Source organism: Pseudomonas sp. HN2, assembly GCF_020736465.1.
Classification (GTDB): Bacteria; Pseudomonadota; Gammaproteobacteria; order Pseudomonadales; family Pseudomonadaceae; genus Aquipseudomonas; species Aquipseudomonas moraviensis_A.
Map to the genome: position 1 here is coordinate 2,024,878 of NZ_CP085885.1, position 18,859 is coordinate 2,043,736.

General features: G+C 61.3%; 13 protein-coding genes and 1 other RNA gene. 12 read left to right on the forward strand and 2 right to left on the reverse strand.

From position 1 onward, the window contains the following. Position 1 precedes the first annotated feature (1 nt). The 7 genes from smc (at position 2) to LIS66_RS09045 (ending at position 11,356) form a co-directional block, all read left to right on the forward strand. Positions 2-3,490 (forward strand): chromosome segregation protein SMC, encoded by a 3,489-nt coding sequence (smc, locus tag LIS66_RS09015; protein WP_227974033.1) that lies wholly within the window; start codon positions 2-4, stop codon positions 3,488-3,490. A gap of 225 nt (positions 3,491-3,715) precedes the next feature. Continuing rightward, positions 3,716-4,579 (forward strand): cell division protein ZipA, encoded by an 864-nt coding sequence (gene zipA / locus LIS66_RS09020; protein ID WP_041479106.1) that lies wholly within the window; start codon positions 3,716-3,718, stop codon positions 4,577-4,579. A 121-nt stretch (positions 4,580-4,700) separates the two neighbouring features. Beyond that, a complete protein-coding gene (gene ligA / locus LIS66_RS09025; RefSeq protein ID WP_042608431.1) occupies positions 4,701-7,058 on the forward strand; it encodes an NAD-dependent DNA ligase LigA in 2,358 nt (785 codons plus the stop codon). 214 nt (positions 7,059-7,272) lie between these two features. Then, complete coding sequence (locus LIS66_RS09030; RefSeq protein WP_042608430.1) at positions 7,273-8,436, forward strand: zinc-binding metallopeptidase family protein; 1,164 nt, start codon at positions 7,273-7,275, stop codon at positions 8,434-8,436. A 134-nt stretch (positions 8,437-8,570) separates the two neighbouring features. Beyond that, positions 8,571-8,667: signal recognition particle sRNA small type (ffs, locus tag LIS66_RS09035), an RNA gene on the forward strand. 205 nt (positions 8,668-8,872) lie between these two features. After that, the gene (locus LIS66_RS09040; RefSeq protein WP_227974034.1) at positions 8,873-9,358 is read left to right on the forward strand and encodes a hypothetical protein; all 486 of its coding nucleotides are present in this window, start codon (positions 8,873-8,875) and stop codon (positions 9,356-9,358) included. Positions 9,359-9,394: 36 nt separating this feature from the next. Beyond that, on the forward strand, positions 9,395-11,356 hold the full coding sequence (locus LIS66_RS09045; protein ID WP_227974035.1) for a hypothetical protein: 1,962 nt from the start codon (positions 9,395-9,397) through the stop codon (positions 11,354-11,356). A 100-nt stretch (positions 11,357-11,456) separates the two neighbouring features. Here the strand turns inward: LIS66_RS09045 and LIS66_RS09050 are convergent, their stop codons facing one another. Next, positions 11,457-12,206, reverse strand: a complete 750-nt coding sequence (locus LIS66_RS09050) for a substrate-binding periplasmic protein (protein WP_227974036.1) — start codon at positions 12,204-12,206, stop codon at positions 11,457-11,459. A 145-nt stretch (positions 12,207-12,351) separates the two neighbouring features. Between LIS66_RS09050 and dnaX the strand changes: the two genes are divergently transcribed. The 5 genes from dnaX (at position 12,352) to LIS66_RS09075 (ending at position 18,160) form a co-directional block, all read left to right on the forward strand. Further along, entirely contained in the window at positions 12,352-14,448 is a 2,097-nt protein-coding gene (dnaX, locus tag LIS66_RS09055; protein WP_227974037.1) for a DNA polymerase III subunit gamma/tau, read from the forward strand. A 66-nt stretch (positions 14,449-14,514) separates the two neighbouring features. Beyond that, positions 14,515-14,853 carry a YbaB/EbfC family nucleoid-associated protein gene (locus LIS66_RS09060; protein ID WP_003223337.1) on the forward strand — a complete coding sequence of 113 codons (339 nt, stop codon included), beginning with the start codon at positions 14,515-14,517 and terminating at the stop codon, positions 14,851-14,853. 262 nt (positions 14,854-15,115) lie between these two features. Next, a complete protein-coding gene (locus LIS66_RS09065; protein WP_016773860.1) occupies positions 15,116-16,150 on the forward strand; it encodes an NADP-dependent oxidoreductase in 1,035 nt (344 codons plus the stop codon). A gap of 66 nt (positions 16,151-16,216) precedes the next feature. Beyond that, entirely contained in the window at positions 16,217-16,819 is a 603-nt protein-coding gene (recR, locus tag LIS66_RS09070) for a recombination mediator RecR (protein ID WP_064363871.1), read from the forward strand. A gap of 192 nt (positions 16,820-17,011) precedes the next feature. After that, positions 17,012-18,160, forward strand: a complete 1,149-nt coding sequence (locus tag LIS66_RS09075) for an acyl-CoA dehydrogenase family protein (RefSeq protein ID WP_042608424.1) — start codon at positions 17,012-17,014, stop codon at positions 18,158-18,160. A 90-nt stretch (positions 18,161-18,250) separates the two neighbouring features. Here the strand turns inward: LIS66_RS09075 and LIS66_RS09080 are convergent, their stop codons facing one another. Beyond that, positions 18,251-18,799: an adenine phosphoribosyltransferase gene (locus tag LIS66_RS09080; RefSeq protein WP_007918333.1), complete on the reverse strand. Its 549-nt coding sequence runs from the start codon at positions 18,797-18,799 to the stop codon at positions 18,251-18,253. Positions 18,800-18,859: the final 60 nt, after the last annotated feature.

Below are 18,859 nucleotides of genomic sequence, written 5' to 3' on the forward strand. Positions count from 1 at the left end.
CGTGCGGCTAAAGTGCATCAAACTGGCGGGGTTCAAGTCCTTCGTCGACCCGACCACGGTGAACTTCCCCAGTAACATGGCGGCGGTCGTCGGGCCGAACGGTTGCGGCAAGTCGAACATCATCGACGCCGTGCGCTGGGTGATGGGCGAAAGTTCGGCGAAGAACCTCCGTGGCGAGTCGATGACCGACGTCATCTTCAACGGCTCGACCAGCCGCAAACCGGTGAGTCAGGCGAGCATCGAGCTGGTGTTCGATAACTCCGACGGCACGCTGCTCGGCGAATACGCCGCCTACGCGGAAATTTCCATCCGCCGCAAAGTCACCCGCGACAGCCAGACCACTTATTACCTCAACGGCACCAAATGCCGTCGGCGCGACATCACCGATATCTTCCTCGGCACCGGCCTCGGCCCGCGCAGCTACTCGATCATCGAACAGGGGATGATCTCCAAGCTGATTGAGTCCAAGCCTGAAGACCTGCGTAACTTCATCGAAGAAGCCGCCGGCATCTCGAAATATAAAGAGCGCCGCCGCGAGACCGAGAACCGCATCCGCCGCACCCACGAGAACCTCGCACGCCTGACCGACCTGCGCGAAGAGCTGGAGCGCCAGCTCGAACGTCTGCACCGTCAGGCCGAGGCGGCGAAAAAGTATCAGGAACTCAAGGCCGAAGAGCGTCAGCTCAAGGCGCAACTGTCGGCCCTGCGCTGGCAGGATCTCAACGAGCAGGTCGGCCAGCGCGAGTCGATCATTGGCAACCAGGAAGTCAGCTTCGAAGCGTTGGTCGCCGAGCAGCGTAACGCTGATGCGGCCATCGAACGCCTGCGCGACGGTCACCACGATTTGTCCGAGCGCTTCAATCTGGTGCAGGGACGTTTCTATTCGGTCGGCGGTGACATCGCCCGGGTCGAGCAGAGCATTCAGCACGGCCAGCAGCGTCTGCGCCAGTTGCAGGACGATCTGAAAGAAGCCGAACGCGCGCGTCTGGAAACCGAATCGCACCTGGGCCACGACCGCACCTTGCTGCTGACTCTCGGTGAAGAGCTGGACATGCTCACCCCCGAGCAGGAAGTCACCAGCGCCGCCGCCGAAGAAGCCGCCGCTGCGCTTGAAGAAGCCGAAACCACCATGCACGGCTGGCAGGAGCAGTGGGACGCCTTCAACCTGACGGCTGCCGAACCGCGCCGTCAGGCCGAAGTGCAACAGTCGCGGATCCAGCAGCTGGAAAGCAGCATGGAGCGCTTGGCCGACCGGCAGAAACGCCTCGGCGAAGAACGTGCGTTGCTTTCAGCCGATCCGGAAGATGCGGCGATCATGGCGCTCAACGAGCAGCTCGCCGAGTCCGAAGCGACCCTGGAAGATTTGCAGACCAGCGAAGAAGCGCAGGTCGAAAAGCTCGAACAACTGCGTCAGGAATTGCAGCAGGCGTTGACCGCCCAGCAGCAGGCGCAGGGCGATCTGCAGCGGCTCAACGGGCGTTTGGCGTCGCTGGAAGCCTTGCAGCAGGCCGCGCTCGATCCCGGCACCGGCACTGCTGAGTGGTTGAAGGAACACAACCTCGCCGAGCGTCCGCGTCTGGCCGAAGGCCTGAAGGTCGAGGCCGGTTGGGAGCTGGCGGTGGAAACCGTGCTTGGTGCCGATCTGCAAGCGGTGCTGGTCGACGATTTCAGCGGCTTCGATCTGTCCGGTTTCACCCAAGGCGATTTGCGCCTGCTCAGCCCGGCCAGCGATGGCGTGCGGGTGGCGGGCAGCCTGCTGGATAAGGTAGAGGCGCAGATCGATCTGTCGCCGTGGCTTGGCCAGGTCCAACCGGTCGACAGCCTTGAGCAGGCGCTGGCGTTGCGCGGTCAGTTGAGCGCCGGGCAAAGCCTGATCAGCCGCGACGGCTATTGGGTGGGGCGACATTTTTTACGCGTTCGTCGCGCCAGCGAAGCGGAAAGCGGCATGCTCGCCCGCGGCCAGGAAATCGAAGACCTGCAACTGGAGCGCGAAGAGCGCGAAGCCACGGTCGAGGCCATGGAAACCCGTCTGCAAACCTTGCGTGCGCAACAGCGCCAGCAAGAAAACGGCCGCGAACATTTGCGTCGTTTGCTGCAAGACGAAGCGCGCCAGCAAGGCGAATTGAAAGCGCAGCTGTCCGCCGGCAAAGCCAAGGCCGAACAACTGACATTACGTCGAACCCGTCTTGATGAAGAACTGGTCGAGCTCGCCGAACAGCGCGAGCTTGAGCACGAGCAGGTCGGCGAAGCGCGCATGAATTTGCAGGAAGCGCTGGACGCCATGGCGCTCGACACCGAGCAGCGCGAGTTGCTGCTGGCCCAGCGCGACAGCCTGCGCGAACGCCTCGATCGCGTGCGTCAGGAAGCGCGGCAGCACAAGGATCATGCCCATCAACTGGCCGTGCGTCTCGGCTCGTTGCGCGCCCAGCATGACTCCACGCGGCAGGCGTTGGAGCGTCTGGAAATGCAGGCCGAACGCCTGACTGAAAAGCGCGAACAGTTGAGTCTGAATCTGGAGGAGGGCGAGGCGCCGCTGGAAGAGCTCCGCCTCAAACTCGAAGAGTTGCTCGACAAGCGCATGACCGTCGACGAAGAACTCAAGACTGCGCAGATCGCCCTGGAAGATGCCGATCGCGAATTGCGCGATGCGGAAAAACGCCGGACCCAGGCCGAACAGCAATCGCAGCTGATTCGCGGCCAGCTCGAACAGCAGCGCATGGAGTGGCAAGCCCTGACCGTGCGCCGCAAGGCCTTGCAGGACCAATTGCTTGAAGATGGCTACGATCTCAACGGCGTGCTCGCGACATTGACGGCGCAAGCCAGTGAACGCGAAGCCGAAGAAGAACTCGAACGCATCAACGCGCGGATTCAGCGCCTGGGCGCGATCAACCTCGCCGCCATCGATGAATACACGCAACAATCGGAGCGTAAACGTTATCTGGATGCGCAGGACGCCGATCTGGTCGAGGCGCTGGAGACCCTGGAAAACGTCATCCGCAAGATCGACAAGGAAACCCGCAACCGTTTCAAAGATACCTTTGATCAGATCAATGGCGGTTTACAGGCACTTTTTCCAAAAGTTTTCGGTGGTGGACGGGCGTATTTGGAACTGACGGGCGAAGATCTACTCGATACAGGGGTGACGATCATGGCGCAGCCGCCCGGGAAGAAGAACAGCACCATCCATTTGCTCTCCGGTGGCGAAAAAGCCCTGACTGCATTGGCCCTGGTTTTTGCCATCTTCAAGTTGAATCCGGCGCCGTTCTGCATGCTCGACGAGGTTGACGCGCCACTGGATGACGCTAACGTTGGACGCTACGCACGGCTGGTCAAAGAGATGTCGCAGACCGTGCAGTTCATCTACATCACCCACAACAAGATCGCCATGGAAATGGCCGAGCAGTTGATGGGCGTGACCATGCATGAACCGGGTTGTTCGCGGCTGGTGGCGGTGGATGTCGAGGAGGCGATGGCGATGGTGGACGCCTAGCGGCGGTGCTGCAGGTGACAAGCTCCAGGCTGCAGGTGGACGGCTTGTGGCTTGGCGCTTAAAGCTTGTAGCTGCGAAGCCTTTGATCGTGCTAGTTTAATGTCAATTTTTCGTATACGTGGGCAAAACGCCTGTCAGAACATAGAGTTGGCGCCACGTTTTAAAGCGGTTTACGCAGTGTAAACCCCTTATTTTTCAGCATTTTTTATAGAGGCACGGGATTACATGGAAATCGGTCTGCGCGAGTGGCTGATCGTCATCGGCATCATTGTGATAGCCGGTATTCTTTTCGATGGCTGGCGCCGTATGCGCGGCGGCAAGGGAAAGCTGAAATTCCGTCTCGACCGGAGCCTGTCCAATCTGCCGGACGAGGACACCAGCGCCGAGCTGTTGGGCCCGGCCCGCGTGCTGGACACGCACAAGGAGCCGCAACTGGACGAGCACGATCTGCCGTCGGTGAGCATGCCCAACCGCGAAGCCCGCGAGCCGCGTGAATCCGGTTCCAAACGTGGCAAGCGCGGCAGCAATGGCCCGGCGCAGGGCGACCTGAACCTCGACCTCGATCTGGACGGCGGTCCGAGCTTCAGCAGTCGTGATGACGATTTCGCCGAAGACAGCAAGCCTGCACCGGCCGTGGCGGAAAAAGATCAGCCGCAAGCCGAAGAGGTCCTGGTGATCAGCGTGATCTGCCGCGATCCGGCTGGCTTCAAGGGTCCGGCGCTGCTGCAGAACATTCTCGAAAGCGGTCTGCGTTTTGGCGAGATGGATATTTTCCACCGCCACGAAAGCATGGCCGGCAACGGTGAAGTGCTGTTCTCCATGGCCAACGCGGTCAAGCCGGGCATTTTCGATCTGGACGACATCGACCATTTCAGCACTCCGGCGGTGAGCTTCTTCCTCGGTCTGCCAGGCCCGCGTCATCCGAAACAGGCTTTCGACGTGATGGTCGCGGCAGCACGCAAGCTGTCCCAGGAGCTGAACGGCGAACTGAAAGATGACCAGCGCAGCGTGCTGACCGCACAGACGATCGAGCACTACCGTCAGCGCATCGTCGAGTTCGAACGCCGCGCGCTGACCCAGAAGCGCTAAGGCCAGAGCGCAGTTGTGGCGAGGGAGCAAGCTCCCTCGCCACAAGGTCTACCACCTTGAGCGACTATGATTAGACACTGGAGCAGCCTCGGCTGCTCTTTTGCTTTGTGAGAGAACACCCATGACCGCCGCCAAAACCCGCATTCTAGAGCTGCGCGCTGAGCTGGATCAGCACAACTATCGCTACCATGTTCTCGACGAACCGAGCATTCCGGACGCCGAGTACGACCGCTTGTTTCACGAGCTCAAAGCACTGGAAGCAGCCAACCCGGAACTGATCACCAGCGACTCGCCGACCCAGCGCGTCGGCAGCATGGCGCTGACTGCGTTCACTCAGGTGCGTCACGAAATCCCGATGCTCAGCCTCGGCAACGCCTTCGAAGAATCCGACATGCGCGAGTTCGATCGTCGCGTCAACGAAGGTCTCGACGTGCCGGCCGGCGATCTGTTCGGTGGTGGCGCGGCGGTGGAATACAGCTGCGAGCCGAAGCTCGATGGCCTGGCGGTCAGCCTGCTGTATCAGGACGGTCTGCTGGTACGTGGCGCCACCCGAGGCGATGGCACCACTGGCGAAGACATCAGTGTCAACGTGCGCACGGTGCGCAACATTCCTCTGAAGCTGCACGGCGAAGGCTGGCCGGCGACGCTGGAAGTGCGCGGTGAAGTGTTCATGTCCAAGGCCGGTTTCGAGCGACTCAACGCCTCGCAACTGGAGATCGGCGGCAAGACCTTCGCCAACCCGCGCAACGCTGCTGCGGGCAGTCTGCGCCAGCTCGATTCGAAGATCACCGCCAACCGGCCGCTGGAATTCTGCTGCTACGGCATCGGTCAGGTGTCCCACGACATTTCCGACACCCACATCGGCAACCTCAAGCAGTTGCAGAAGTGGGGCATGCCGATCAGTCACGAACTGAAGCTGGCCAAGGGCATCGACGAGTGCCTGGAGTACTACCACGACATCGGCGCACGGCGTAATGCACTCGCTTATGAAATCGACGGCGTGGTGTTCAAGGTCAACAGCATTGCCGACCAGCGTGAACTGGGCTTCCGCGCCCGCGAACCGCGCTGGGCGATCGCGCATAAATTCCCGGCGATGGAAGAACTCACCGAGCTGCTCGACGTTGAATTCCAGGTCGGCCGCACCGGTGCGGTGACTCCGGTGGCGCGTCTGAAACCGGTGAAAGTCGCCGGCGTCACCGTGGCCAACGCCACCTTGCACAACATGGACGAAGTGGCACGTCTGGGCCTGATGATCGGCGACACGGTGATCATTCGCCGCGCCGGCGATGTGATTCCGCAAGTGGTGCAGGTGGTCACCGAGCGTCGTCCTGATAACGCGCGCCCGGTCGCCATCCCTGAAAGCTGCCCGGTGTGCGGCTCGCATGTCGAACGCACGCAACTGGTCAAGCGCAGCAAGGGCAAGGAAACCTTCAGCGAAGGCGCGGTGTATCGCTGCGTCGGCCGGTTGGCCTGTGGCGCGCAACTCAAGCAGGCGATCATTCACTTCGTTTCGCGCCGGGCCATGGACATCGAAGGTCTGGGCGACAAGAGCGTCGAGCAACTGGTCGACGAAGGTCTGGTTAGTTCGCCAGCCGATCTGTATGCGCTGAAGTTCGATGACATCGTCGATCTGGAAGGCTTTGCCGAAGTCTCGAGCAACAAGCTGCTGAAAGCCATCGAAGACAGCAAGCAACCGAGCCTGGCACGTTTCATCTACGCCCTCGGCATTCCCGATGTCGGCGAAGAAACAGCCAAGGTGCTGGCACGTTCTCTGGGTTCGCTGGAGCGCGTGCAACAGGCCTTGCCGCACGTCCTGACCTACCTGCCGGATGTCGGTCTGGAAGTGGCGCACGAGATTCACAGCTTCTTCGAGGATGCGCACAACCAGCAGGTCATCAGCGAATTGCTCGGCCATGGTTTGCAGATTCAGGACCAAGGGGAGCTGGGCGCGGAGTTCGCCGCCAGTACCACGCTGGGCGGCTTGCTCGACAAGCTGCACATTCCTTTCGTCGGCCCCGGTGGTGCACAGAAACTGGCGGACCGCTTTGGCTCGCTGGAAGCGGTGATGAACGCTGACTGGCTGGACATGCGTCAGGCGCTGCCGGAGAAGCAGGCCAACTCGGTGCGCGAGTTCTTCGCCTCGCCCGAGAATCGCCAACTCGCCGAGCAGTCTGAGCAACAACTGCGCAATTTCGGCATGCATTGGCAGAGCGAGAAGAAAGTCGTTGAAGGTTTGCCATTGTCCGGCGAAACCTGGGTGCTGACCGGCAAGGTCGAACTGATGAGCCGGGATGTGGCCAAGGATCATCTGGAAAGCCTTGGTGCCAAGGTTGCCGGTTCCGTGTCGGCGAAAACCCATTGCGTGGTCGCAGGCCCCGGTGCCGGCTCGAAACTGACCAAGGCCAATGAACTCGGGGTCAAGGTCATGGACGAAGAAGCGTTTATCGCCTTCCTCAAAACCCACGGCGTCACCGTGTAAGGGATGCGCCGCTCTTGTGGCGAGGGAGCTTGCTCCCGCTGGGCTGCGGAGCAGCCCCAAACCCTTGCAGGCAAACCGCGGATGCTGGATTTGCGACCGAGCGGGAGCAAGCTCCCTCGCCACAACGGCGGTGTCATCGGGTAGCGCGCGGTATTCGGGAACGATGTTGTCTTGAGGATGATCTAGTCTTGGCCAGTCCCAGGGAGAGATCGCCATGCACCGCTTTTTCGAGCAGCTCAGTTCCCGCATCATCGCGCCGTTCGTGGCCGGATCCTCACGCAACAGCAAAGTCTGGCCGTGCCGTTGCGGCCAGTCGCTGTTCTTTCGCAACAGTCAGTGCCTGGCCTGTAACGCCTTGCTCGGTTATCAACCTGAACAAAGTCGCCTGACCTCGCTGCAGCCTGGGCCGGAAGAGGGCACCTGGACACTCGACGTCGATCCCGACGCCGGCCTGTTCCGCCGCTGCGCCAACCTCGACATGCCCGCCGCCTGCAACTGGCTGCTGCCGGCCAACGATCACGACACTTTGTGCATCGCTTGCAGCCTCAACCGCACCATCCCCGACCTGTCCGTCCCGGAAAACCCCGAGCGCTGGCGCAAGGTCGAGATCGCCAAGCGTCGACTGGTCGCGCAATTGATCACCCTCGGCCTGCCGGTGATCGCGAAAACCGTGGATGAAGAAACCGGGCTGGCGTTCGACTTCATCGGAGTCGACCTGCAAGGCAACGCACCAATGACCGGTCATGCCAACGGTCTGATCACTCTCGACATCCAGGAAGCCGACGATGCCCATCGCGAGCAGGTCAGGGCGCAGATGCACGAGCCCTATCGCACGCTGCTCGGGCATTTTCGCCATGAGGTCGGGCACTATTATTGGGATCGCCTGATCGCCAACGGCCCCTGGCTCGGCGCATTCCGCAACCTGTTCGGCGACGAGCGCGCCAGTTACGCCGAGGCGCTGGACCGGCATTATCAGCAAGGCGCACCGCTGGACTGGCCGCAGCATTACGTCAGCGCCTACGCGACCATGCACCCGTGGGAAGACTGGGCGGAAACCTGGGCGCATTACCTGCACATGATGGACGCCGTAGACACTGCGCTGGGTTTCGGCATGAGCGCGCGGGAAATGGACTTCGATTACCAGCCGTTTCCGACCAGCACCCTGTACGACCCGGAGCACCCCGGCGGGAGCGCGTTCCTGTCATTCGTCAACGCATGGATCGAACTGGCCGGCATGCTCAACGAACTGTCGCGCAGCATGGGCCAGCCGGATTTCTATCCGTTCGTACTGCCGGCCGCGGCGATCGCCAAGCTGCACTTCATTCATCTGGTGATCCAGCAGGCGGGCGGTCGTGCAGACGAAGTTCTGGCCCTGTAGGAGCTGCCGAAGGCTGCGATCTTTATGTCCTTGAACCCGTTCATGTTTTTAATCTGCAACCAACGGTTGTAACTTCATCTCAGACAGGTACAATGGCGCGGCTCGCCGACAGGCAAGCGTCGTTATGGTGACCCCATCGGTCCCCCCGCAACGATTACCCGTGAACCTGGTCAGATCCGGAAGGAAGCAGCCACAGCGGGAACATTGTGTGCCGGGGTGTGGCTGGTGGGGGCACCACCTTAACGAACCACCGAAGGCTTCAGACAGAACTGCATGGGTTTCGCCCACTGCGGTTTTTTTATGCCTGTGATTTGGCTTTTGGCGTTGATCTGCTATCAGAAACGCTCAGATCAGCAGCGCAGCGTCCCGTTGGCCGTGCGGCTGTCGAAGCTGAACAGTGGCATACTCCCTCGCCTGGCATCGAGAGGTAAGGCAAGTGGGTGAAATTGACGATCTGACTCGGGAAAAACTGCGCGAATGGCAGTTGCGTCGCCTGGAAGTCAAGGAACAGATGCAGGAACAGCCCGAGCGAACGCTGGAGCTGTCGCGCTTGCTCGACCTGATGGATGAAGAGCACGCCGCGATTCTGGCGGCTTCGACCGTGTTCAACGCGGTTGAAGAAACGGCGCAGCCGGTCGCGGTGCAGGACCAGCCCGCCGCTGAACCGAGGGCCGGCCAGTACGACCTGCAATTGCACGCCAGCGCTCAAAGCCCTGAACACTTGCGCAAACTGCTCGAAATGGCGCTCTACGAAGTGCAGGCACAGATCGATGCGGGCTCGATGACTGACTGCGCAGCTCGACGCGGCATGTCCGGCACGCTGGGCGACTACTCCTTCGAGCTGCGGATCCACCCCGAGGCCGGCAGTGAGGGATGCTTGCCGCCCACCCATGAACTGCGCGACGAGAATGACCAGGACTGATCTGGTGTTGTGTCAAAGCCCAGGCGGCGAGGTTGTATGCACCCGGAACATTTTGATTTGGCCACCCCGGTACTTCTACCGATTACCCATGATGCATGTACGGCGTTGTTGCAGCCCGAGGGTGAAGCGGCACTGGCCGATCTGACTGACCCGGAACTGGCGGCGGTGCTGGTTATCCAGAACCTCGCCCAGGCCACGGAGCAGGATTTGAGCGCCAGCGCGGCAGAGAAAATTCTCGCCAGACTCATTGACTGGTCCGTCACCTCCCGGCGCTCTGGATCGACGGGACTGATTTCAGAGGCGCGGCGATTGTTCGATTCGCGCAAACTGTATTTCGGCCTCAATGCGCTCAAAGGCTTGAACCTGCGGTTTCTCATGGCTGACGAAGTCACTGCGCAGGAATACCTGTTGCCTGACGGGCAATGGGATGTCGACTACAAGATTCGCCATCAGAAACAGAACAACCCGTTCAGTCAGCAAATGGTCACGCCTCGTGAGCGTGAGCACTGGTTAAGCGCCGCGCAGGACAAGCTGCTGCGGACCTTTCGCGCCAATCTCGACGAAGACCTGCACGTGCAGGGCTATGCGGGCATCGGCAAGAGTTACATGATCAGTACGCTGATCGAATGCCTGCGCTCGAAACGCACCCTGGTGCTGGCGCGCACCCCGGCGAAACTGGCGACGTTGCGCAAACACATCACGCAAGTGCACAACACCGAGATCGGTCAGACGTTTTTCGACTTTGCCCAGGCCCAGCTGCTTGGCCCACGGATGCACAGGGCCGGGACGCCAGCACGGATCCCGAGCAAGCAGGCGCTGGCGCAGGAACTGAATATTTTTGGTTTCCGCCACCATGATGGGCCGGGCACGCTCGAGGTCTGTCTGCGCGTGCTGGAGCTGTATTGCGCGTCAAGATACCACACGCTGTCCGCCAGGCATCTGCCACATTTCCAGCAGCCCTTGACCGCCGCAGACTCGCAGGCACTGCTGGAGTATTCCAGTCGCCTCTGGGTGTATCTGGAGGCCAACCCGGCCTGGGCCAGCCAGAGCGGTTTTCAGACGTTGTTGATGATCAAGCGCGCCAGTCTGGCCGGTTGCCGCGTCCCGCCGCGCTACACCCATGTGATCATCGACGAAAGCCAGGATGTGCCGGCGTCGCTGCTGCAGATTATCGAACGCGGGCAGCAGGTGCTGATCACCCTCGGCGATGAATATCAGCAGGCCAAGGGCGAGCCGCTCAAGCGCAAGCGTGAGGTCCGCCAGAGCGATATCTGCTATTCGGTGCGCTCGGGACGCAACGTCGAGCGCCTGGTCAACCCGCTGATTTCGCGCCACACGCAGAAGAGCAAAGTGCCGTTTGAAGGTGCTCGCCATGCGGACGTCGATATCGAGTACTACCCGCAAGCCTTCGTGCCGCCGGAGGGTTGCGTGGTGCTGACTGCGTCACCGTGGGACACGATGATGTGGGCCATCCACCTGCATGATTCCAGTTGCGCCTTTAGTTTTCCCGACAGGGAAGCGCAGGACGACATCAAGCATTTCATGACCACCGCCATCGAGCTGTTCCGCCGCGATTTCTACAGCGCCGGGTCCAGCGAGAAAGGGCCGCACCCGTTTTTCAGCGACATGGCCGACTGGCAGCAGGTGCGTGAGACCCATCGTTTCGACGAGGCGTTTTTGTGGATCGAAGCGCAACTGCAAGAAGGCTTCATGATTGCCGACCTGACTCGACTGAGCCAGAAGATCATCGACCCAGGCAAGGCCTGCCTGTTGATGATGGCCGAACGGGCCGGTGGCATGGAGTTCAAACGGGTGCTGTTGACGCGGGCCTTGCTCAGCAATGAGAAATTCAAGGACGCCTATGAGTTCGATCAGCGCATCTGTGCCGTCTACATCGCCATCTCCCGCGCCCGACAACAGCTGTACCTGCCTTACGACGTGGTCGAGTGGATCGACTTTCACGATTACCAGAAATTCCGCGAATCGCACGGCTATTGATATCCACCTGTAGGAGTGAGCCTGCTCGCGATAGCGTCCGGCCAGCCAATCATCATTTGACTGATACACCGCTATCGCGAGTAGGCTCACTCTCACAGGGTTATGGGGTGTGTTCGGAGGTGCCGGTGTAGAGCCGGATGATCTCGTCTATCTCGCCGGACATTTTCATCCGCAGCAACGTGCGCAGAATCCGCTGCACCGGCACCTTCGGGTCGTTCCTCACATAGCAGCCGATATGCTGTTCCTGCAGCACCGCGACCCCTCGCAACTGCTGCTCCGGCAGCAGGCGCTGATTGATCCAGTCCAGCGTCCACTGATTGCTCACCGCGTAGCGATAACGGCCGGCGAGGAGCTTTTCCAGCACCTGTTCCTGATTGCGCGCGTCTTCGCGTTGCAACCGGTCGGTGTTGAACAGTGGTTGCAGGGTCGGGTAGCTGTAACCGAGGACGGTGCCGATGGCCTGGCGCGGCAGATCGGCGGGATTGATCTGCGCCGATTGATCTTCGCGGCTCACCAGCAGGTCGCGCTGAAACCACAACGGCACGCTCCAGATGTAATCGCCGGACTGATTCGGCAGCCACGACTGTGCGGCATAGCAGCGCACGTCAATGTCGCCGTGTTCCATTGCGCTCTGGACCCGCGCGCGCGGCAGGACGATGAACTGCGCCGGCGCGCCGACCTGGGTCGCCAGGCTGAGGAGGATGTCGTGCAGGATGCCCTGGGTCGGCCTGCCGCTTTCCAGTTGCACCATCGGCATCGCCCAGCTGTCCGGCACGGCGAAGCGCAACGGCGCTTGCGCTGCCATCGCGTTGAGGCTGATTCCCAGCAATGCCCCCAGGGCCCACCGCATAAACGCTCCGGTCATTCGCCGTCCCGAGCCGATAAAAGCCTCTGCTGATGCAGCTTAGCCATATTAGACGAGGACACCGGATGCAATTTTGCCCTTGCTCCGCTAGCATTAGCCGCTTCTGCTTCCTTCGCTGCGACGGTTTTCGATGAGTTATCAGGTTCTTGCACGTAAATGGCGTCCGCGCTCGTTCCGCGAAATGGTCGGCCAGACCCATGTGCTCAAGGCTCTGATCAATGCCTTGGACAGCCAGCGGCTGCACCACGCCTATCTGTTCACCGGGACGCGCGGGGTCGGCAAGACCACCATCGCGCGGATCATTGCCAAGTGCCTGAACTGCGAGACCGGTATCACCTCCAGCCCCTGCGGCGAATGTTCGGTGTGCCGCGAGATCGACGAAGGCCGTTTCGTCGACCTGATCGAGATCGACGCCGCCAGCCGCACCAAGGTCGAAGACACCCGCGAACTGCTCGACAATGTGCAGTACGCGCCAAGCCGTGGGCGCTTCAAGGTCTACCTGATCGACGAAGTGCACATGCTTTCCAGCCATTCCTTCAATGCGCTGCTGAAAACCCTTGAAGAGCCGCCGCCCTACGTCAAGTTCATCCTGGCGACCACCGATCCGCAGAAACTTCCGGCAACGATTCTTTCGCGCTGCCTGCAGTTCTCCCTGAAGAACATGACGCCCGAGCGTGTTGTCGAGCATTTGACCCACGTGCTCACGGCGGAAAACGTACCGTTTGAAGACGATGCACTGTGGCTGCTTGGCCGCGCTGCTGACGGCTCGATGCGCGACGCCATGAGCCTGACCGATCAGGCCATTGCCTTCGGCGAAGGCAAGGTTCTGGCTACTGACGTACGGGCGATGCTCGGCACCCTGGATCACGGTCAGGTCTACGACGTCCTGCATTCATTGATCGAGGGTGACGCCAAGGCGCTGCTCGAAGCCGTGCGGCATCTGGCCGAGCAAGGTCCGGACTGGAACGGCGTGCTCTCGGAAATTCTCAACGTGCTGCACCGTGTGGCCATCGCTCAGGCGCTGCCGGAAGGCGTCGACAACGGCCACGGCGACCGTGATCGGGTGTTGGCTTTGGCCCAGGCGTTGCCGGCCGAGGACGTGCAGTTCTATTACCAGATGGGCCTGATTGGCCGCCGCGACTTGCCGCTGGCGCCGGACCCGCGCGGCGGTTTCGAAATGGTCCTGCTGCGAATGCTGGCGTTCCGCCCGGCGGATACGGCGGACGCGCCGAGGCAACCGCTAAAGCCAGTGGGGATCAGCCAGGCCACAGTTGATTCCGCAAACTCCGTGGCTGCCGCGCCGAAGCCTGCGCCGGTGGTCGCTGCGGTTGTTGCGCCAGCGCCCGTGGCTGAGCCTGCGCCGGTAACCGCGCCGACTGCCGAGCCGGAACCTGTTGCGCCGGTTGTCGCAGCGCAACCGGAGCCTGAGCCGGTCGCCGTCGAAGCCGTGGTCGATCTGCCGTGGAACGACCCGGTTGAAGCCGAGCCCGAGCCCGAGCCGGCGCCGGCACAGCAACCTGCCGTCGAGCCGGTGCTGGAAACCGCTGGCGAACAGCCCGAGCTGCCGCCAATGCCGTTGCCAACCCCGGACAGCGTGGTGCCGGACGCGCCGGAGTGGGCCGCCGCGCCGATTCCCGAGCCGTCCGTCGCTGACGTCGATGCCGCCACGCCAGGCATGGACATGGACGACGAACCGCCGCTGGACGAGGACTACATCGAGCCGGACATGGATTCGGCCTACAGCTATCTCGACGAACTGGCCAGCGAACACGCCGCCGATCCCGAACCTGAGCCCGAGCCGGAACCTGCCGCCGCGCCGGCAACCGGTCTGGCCCTTCAGTGGCTGGAGCTGTTCCCGAAACTGCCGATTTCCGGCATGACCGGCAGCATCGCCGCCAACTGCACCTTGATTGCGGTCGACGGCGATCATTGGCTGATGCACCTTGATCCGGCTCACAGCGCACTGTTCAACACTACGCAACAGCGTCGTCTCAACGACGCGTTGAACCAGTTCCACGGGCGCACGCTGACGCTGACCATCGAGCTGATCAAACCCGAACAGGAAACCCCGGCCCAGGCCGCTTCCCGTCGCCGCGCCAATCGGCAGCGCGAGGCGGAGGAATCGATCCATGGTGATCCGTTCATCCAGCAGATGGTTCAGCAGTTCGGTGCGGTGGTGCGAAGCGATACTATTGAACCTGTCGACGCCTTGGTCACCCAAGGCTAATAACTGAAGGCGCTCGGCCGCGATGGCCGGGCGCTGTTTTATCCAAGTACGTTTGAGGTGATTCCCATGATGAAAGGTGGCATGGCCGGCCTGATGAAGCAGGCGCAGCAGATGCAGGAAAAAATGGCCAAGATGCAGGAAGAACTGGCCAACGCCGAAGTCACCGGCAAGGCCGGCGGCGACATGGTCACCGTGGTGATGACCGGTCGTCACGACGTCAAGAGCGTGAGCATCGACCCGAGCCTGGTCGAAGGCCTGAGCGAAGACGACAAAGAGATGCTGGAAGCCGTGGTCGCCGCCGCCGTCAACGACGCCGTGCGCAAGATCGAAGCCAACAGCCAGGAAAAAATGGGCAGCATGACCGCCGGCATGAACCTGCCAGCGGGTATGAAACTGCCGTTCTGATTCGCCACTGCGCGGCAGATGAGCTACACAAAATGCCAGGCATCGCGCCTGGCATTTTTGTTTCTGCATGATGGGCATGTGCCGGCAGGACTGGCGCTTTCGCGAGCAGGCTCGCTCCCACACTTGGAAATGCAATCCCTGTGGGAGCGAGCCTGCTCGCGAAGGGCGCGCCTGGGTCAAAACTGAAGAAACATCGAACACACCACCGCCACCAAGGTCTGCTCCCTATACACCGAATTCCCCATTCACAGGAGACGCTGACATGTCCGACCCTCTCACCCTCAACCAACGCTTCGTCCTTGCCTCGCGCCCGACCGGTGCGCCGACTCCGGAAAACTTCCGTCTCGAGCGCGAGGCTTTGCCGGATCTGCAGGACGGTCAGGTCTTGCTGAAAACCCTGTACCTGTCGCTCGATCCGTACATGCGCGGACGCATGAGCGATGCACCGTCCTACGCCGCACCCGTGCAGATCGGCGAAGTCATGACCGGTGGCGCGGTCAGCCGGGTCGAGCAATCCAATCATCCAAAATTCCACACCGGCGATCTGGTAGTGGGTGCGACTGGCTGGCAGAGCCACAGCATCAGCGACGGCCGCAATATCATGCCGATTCCTGCCGGTCTGCCGAGTCCGTCGATGGCTCTCGGGGTGCTGGGCATGCCGGGCATGACCGCGTACATGGGCCTGATGGACATCGGTCAGCCGAAAGAAGGCGAAACCCTCGTGGTGGCCGCTGCGTCCGGCGCCGTCGGCTCGGTGGTCGGGCAAGTGGCGAAGATCAAAGGCCTGCGTGCAGTTGGCGTGGCTGGCGGTGCCGAGAAGTGCAAATACGTGGTCGAGGAGTTGGGTTTTGATGCCTGCATCGACCACAAGGCCGACGACTTCGCCGAGCAACTGGCCAAGGCCTGTCCCAACGGCATCGACATCTACTACGAGAATGTCGGCGGCCATGTATTCGACGCGGTCGTGCCATTGCTCAACCCCAAGGCGCGCATCCCGTTGTGCGGTCTGATCGCCGGCTACAACGCCGCCGAGGCACCCACCGGCCCGGATCGCCTGCCCATGCTGCAACGCACGCTATTGACCAAGCGTGTGCGCATTCAGGGCTTTATCGTCTTCGATGACTACGGTGATCGTCAGCCGGAATTCATCAGCCACATGGTGCCGTGGGTACGCGACGGCAAGGTGAAATTCCGCGAGGACGTGGTCGAAGGCCTGGAGCAGGCGCCCGAGGCGTTCATCGGTCTGCTGGAAGGGCGCAACTTCGGCAAACTGGTGGTCCGGGTCGCCCAGGACTGAGGATTTGACGCTGGCCAGAGGCGCGGGTATAAACCGCGTCTCGTTGTTTAGTCGGACTGTTTACCCATGAGCTTCAGCCCTTTGATTCGCCAACTGATCGACGCCCTGCGCACCTTGCCGGGCGTGGGTCAGAAAACCGCTCAGCGCATGGCGTTGCAGTTGCTCGAACGTGATCGCAGCGGTGGCACTCGTCTGGCGCAGGCCTTGAGCCAGGCCATGGAAGGCGTTGGCCACTGCCGCCAGTGCCGCACGCTGACCGAAGACGATCTGTGCCCGCAATGCGCCGACCCGCGCCGTGATGACACGCTGCTCTGCGTGGTCGAAGGGCCGATGGATGTCTATGCGGTGGAGCAGACCGGATTCCGTGGCCGCTATTTTGTTCTCAAGGGGCATTTGTCGCCGCTGGATGGTTTGGGGCCGGAGGCGATCGGCATTCCGCAATTGATGGCGCGGATTGAAGAGGCGGGGACGTTTACCGAAGTCATTCTCGCCACCAACCCGACGGTCGAAGGCGAGGCCACCGCCCATTACATTGCGCAGTTGTTGCAGAACAAAGGCCTGATCGCCTCGCGGATTGCCCACGGCGTACCGCTGGGCGGTGAGCTGGAGCTGGTTGATGGCGGCACGCTGGCGCATTCGTTTGCCGGGCGTAAACCGATTTCCCTCTGATTATGCGGTGTCTGTTTTGACGCCTTCGCGAGCAGGCTCGCTCCCACATTGGTTTTGTGTCGTTTACAAATCCCCTGTGGGAGCGAGCCTGCTCGCGAATGGCGCGCCGCGGTCTATCTGATTCACACAATTTCATTGAAAGCCAAGCAAGCGCTCGGTTAACGTCGGCGAACCCTTCCGTGGAGCTCGCCCATGCCTGCCTTTCAGGAATACTTCGACCCCAGCCACCAATTGGTCCGTGACAGCGTCAGACGTTTCGTCGAACGCGAGATCCTGCCGGACATCGATCAGTGGGAAGAAGCCGAAAGCTTTCCTCGCGAGCTTTACCTCAAGGCCGGAGCGGCGGGCATTCTCGGTATTGGTTATCCCGAAGCGCTCGGCGGTAGCCATGAAGGCGATCTGTTCGCCAAGGTCGCCGCCAGTGAGGAGTTGATGCGCTGTGGCTCTGGCGGCCTGGTAGCGGGCCTTGGCTCGCTGGATATCGGTCTGCCGCCGATCGTCAAATGGGCACGCCCGCAAGTCCGTGAGCGGGTCGTGCCGCAGGTGCTCAGTGGCGCGAAGATCAGCGCCTTGGCCGTGACCGAGCCCGGTGGCGGTTCCGACGTCGCCAACCTGCAAACACGCGCCGTGCGCGACGGCGATTGCTACCGGGTCACTGGCAGCAAAACCTTTATCACCAGCGGCGTGCGCGCGGATTTCTACACCGTCGCGGTGCGTACCGGTGCGCCGGGGTTTGGCGGCATCAGTTTGTTGCTGATCGAGAAGGGCACGCCAGGTTTCAGCGTCGGTCGGCAACTGAAGAAAATGGGTTGGTGGGCGTCGGATACCGCTGAATTGTTCTTCGACGATTGCCGCGTGCCTGTAGGCAATCTGATTGGCGCAGAGAACATGGGCTTCGCCTGCATCATGGGCAATTTTCAGAGCGAAAGGCTGGCGCTGGCGCTGATGGCCAACATGACCGCGCAATTGGCGCTGGAGGAGAGCCTGAAGTGGGCGCGCGAGCGTGAAGCGTTCGGCAAACCCATCGGCAAGTTTCAGGTGATCAAGCATCGCCTCGCCGAAATGGCCACAGCGCTGGAAGTGTCGCGGGAGTTCACTTACCGGCAAGCGGCGAAGATGGCGGCGGGGCAGAGTGTGATCAAGGAAATTTCCATGGCGAAAAACTTCGCCACCGACACCTCGGACCGGATTACGACGGAGGCGGTGCAGATTCTTGGCGGCCTCGGTTATATGCGCGAAAGCCTGGTGGAGCGGCTGTACCGGGATAATCGCATCCTGTCGATTGGTGGCGGGACGCGGGAGGTGATGAATGAAATCATCAGCAAGCAGATGGGGCTTTAAAGTCAAAAGATCGCAGCCTTCGGCAGCTCCTACAGGGAAACGCACATCCCAATGTAGGAGCTGCCGAAGGCTGCGATCTTTTGCTCTTGATTATTTATCAGTCAACGCAAACTGCGTCAGGCAGAAAGTCGGGATGCCCATATCCTCAAGACGCTGCGAACCTTGCAGCTCCGGCAAATCAATGATCGCCGCGGCCTCATGCACCCGCGCGCCCATGCGGCGAATCAGGTTGGCCGCCGCGATCAGCGTGCCGCCGGTGGCGATCAGGTCATCGAACATCACCACCGAATCGCCTTCACACAGGCTGTCGGCGTGCACTTCCAGAAACGCTTCGCCGTATTCAGTCGCATAACCTTCGGCGAGCACGTCCGCCGGCAGCTTGCCTTGCTTGCGGAACAGCACCAGCGGTTTGTTCAACTGATAGGCCAATACCGAACCGATCAGGAACCCACGGGCGTCCATTGCGCCGATGTGGGTGAAATCGGCTTCGACGTAGCGATGGGCAAAGCTGTCCATCACCAGGCGCAGGGCGGTCGGCGACTGGAACAACGGGGTGATGTCGCGAAAGATCACGCCCGGCTTGGGAAAGTCGATCACGGGGCGGATCAGGGATTTGATGTCGAAGGAGTCGAAGACCATCGGGGTGTCCTGGCAGGGCTGCAAACGGCGCAGTATACCCGCGGCTGAAACGATTCGCTC

Excerpts from the sequence above, each read along its gene's own strand:
- zipA (WP_041479106.1), top strand. The coding sequence starts at position 3,716 with ATGGAAATCGGTCTGCGCGAGTGGCTGATCGTCATCGGCATCATTGTG.
- ligA (WP_042608431.1), top strand. The coding sequence starts at position 4,701 with ATGACCGCCGCCAAAACCCGCATTCTAGAGCTGCGCGCTGAGCTGGAT.
- LIS66_RS09030 (WP_042608430.1), top strand. The coding sequence starts at position 7,273 with ATGCACCGCTTTTTCGAGCAGCTCAGTTCCCGCATCATCGCGCCGTTC.
- LIS66_RS09045 (WP_227974035.1), top strand. The coding sequence starts at position 9,395 with ATGCACCCGGAACATTTTGATTTGGCCACCCCGGTACTTCTACCGATT.
- LIS66_RS09050 (WP_227974036.1), bottom strand. The coding sequence starts at position 12,206 with ATGCGGTGGGCCCTGGGGGCATTGCTGGGAATCAGCCTCAACGCGATG.
- dnaX (WP_227974037.1), top strand. The coding sequence starts at position 12,352 with ATGAGTTATCAGGTTCTTGCACGTAAATGGCGTCCGCGCTCGTTCCGC.
- LIS66_RS09060 (WP_003223337.1), top strand. The coding sequence starts at position 14,515 with ATGATGAAAGGTGGCATGGCCGGCCTGATGAAGCAGGCGCAGCAGATG.
- LIS66_RS09065 (WP_016773860.1), top strand. The coding sequence starts at position 15,116 with ATGTCCGACCCTCTCACCCTCAACCAACGCTTCGTCCTTGCCTCGCGC.
- recR (WP_064363871.1), top strand. The coding sequence starts at position 16,217 with ATGAGCTTCAGCCCTTTGATTCGCCAACTGATCGACGCCCTGCGCACC.
- LIS66_RS09075 (WP_042608424.1), top strand. The coding sequence starts at position 17,012 with ATGCCTGCCTTTCAGGAATACTTCGACCCCAGCCACCAATTGGTCCGT.
- LIS66_RS09080 (WP_007918333.1), bottom strand. The coding sequence starts at position 18,799 with ATGGTCTTCGACTCCTTCGACATCAAATCCCTGATCCGCCCCGTGATC.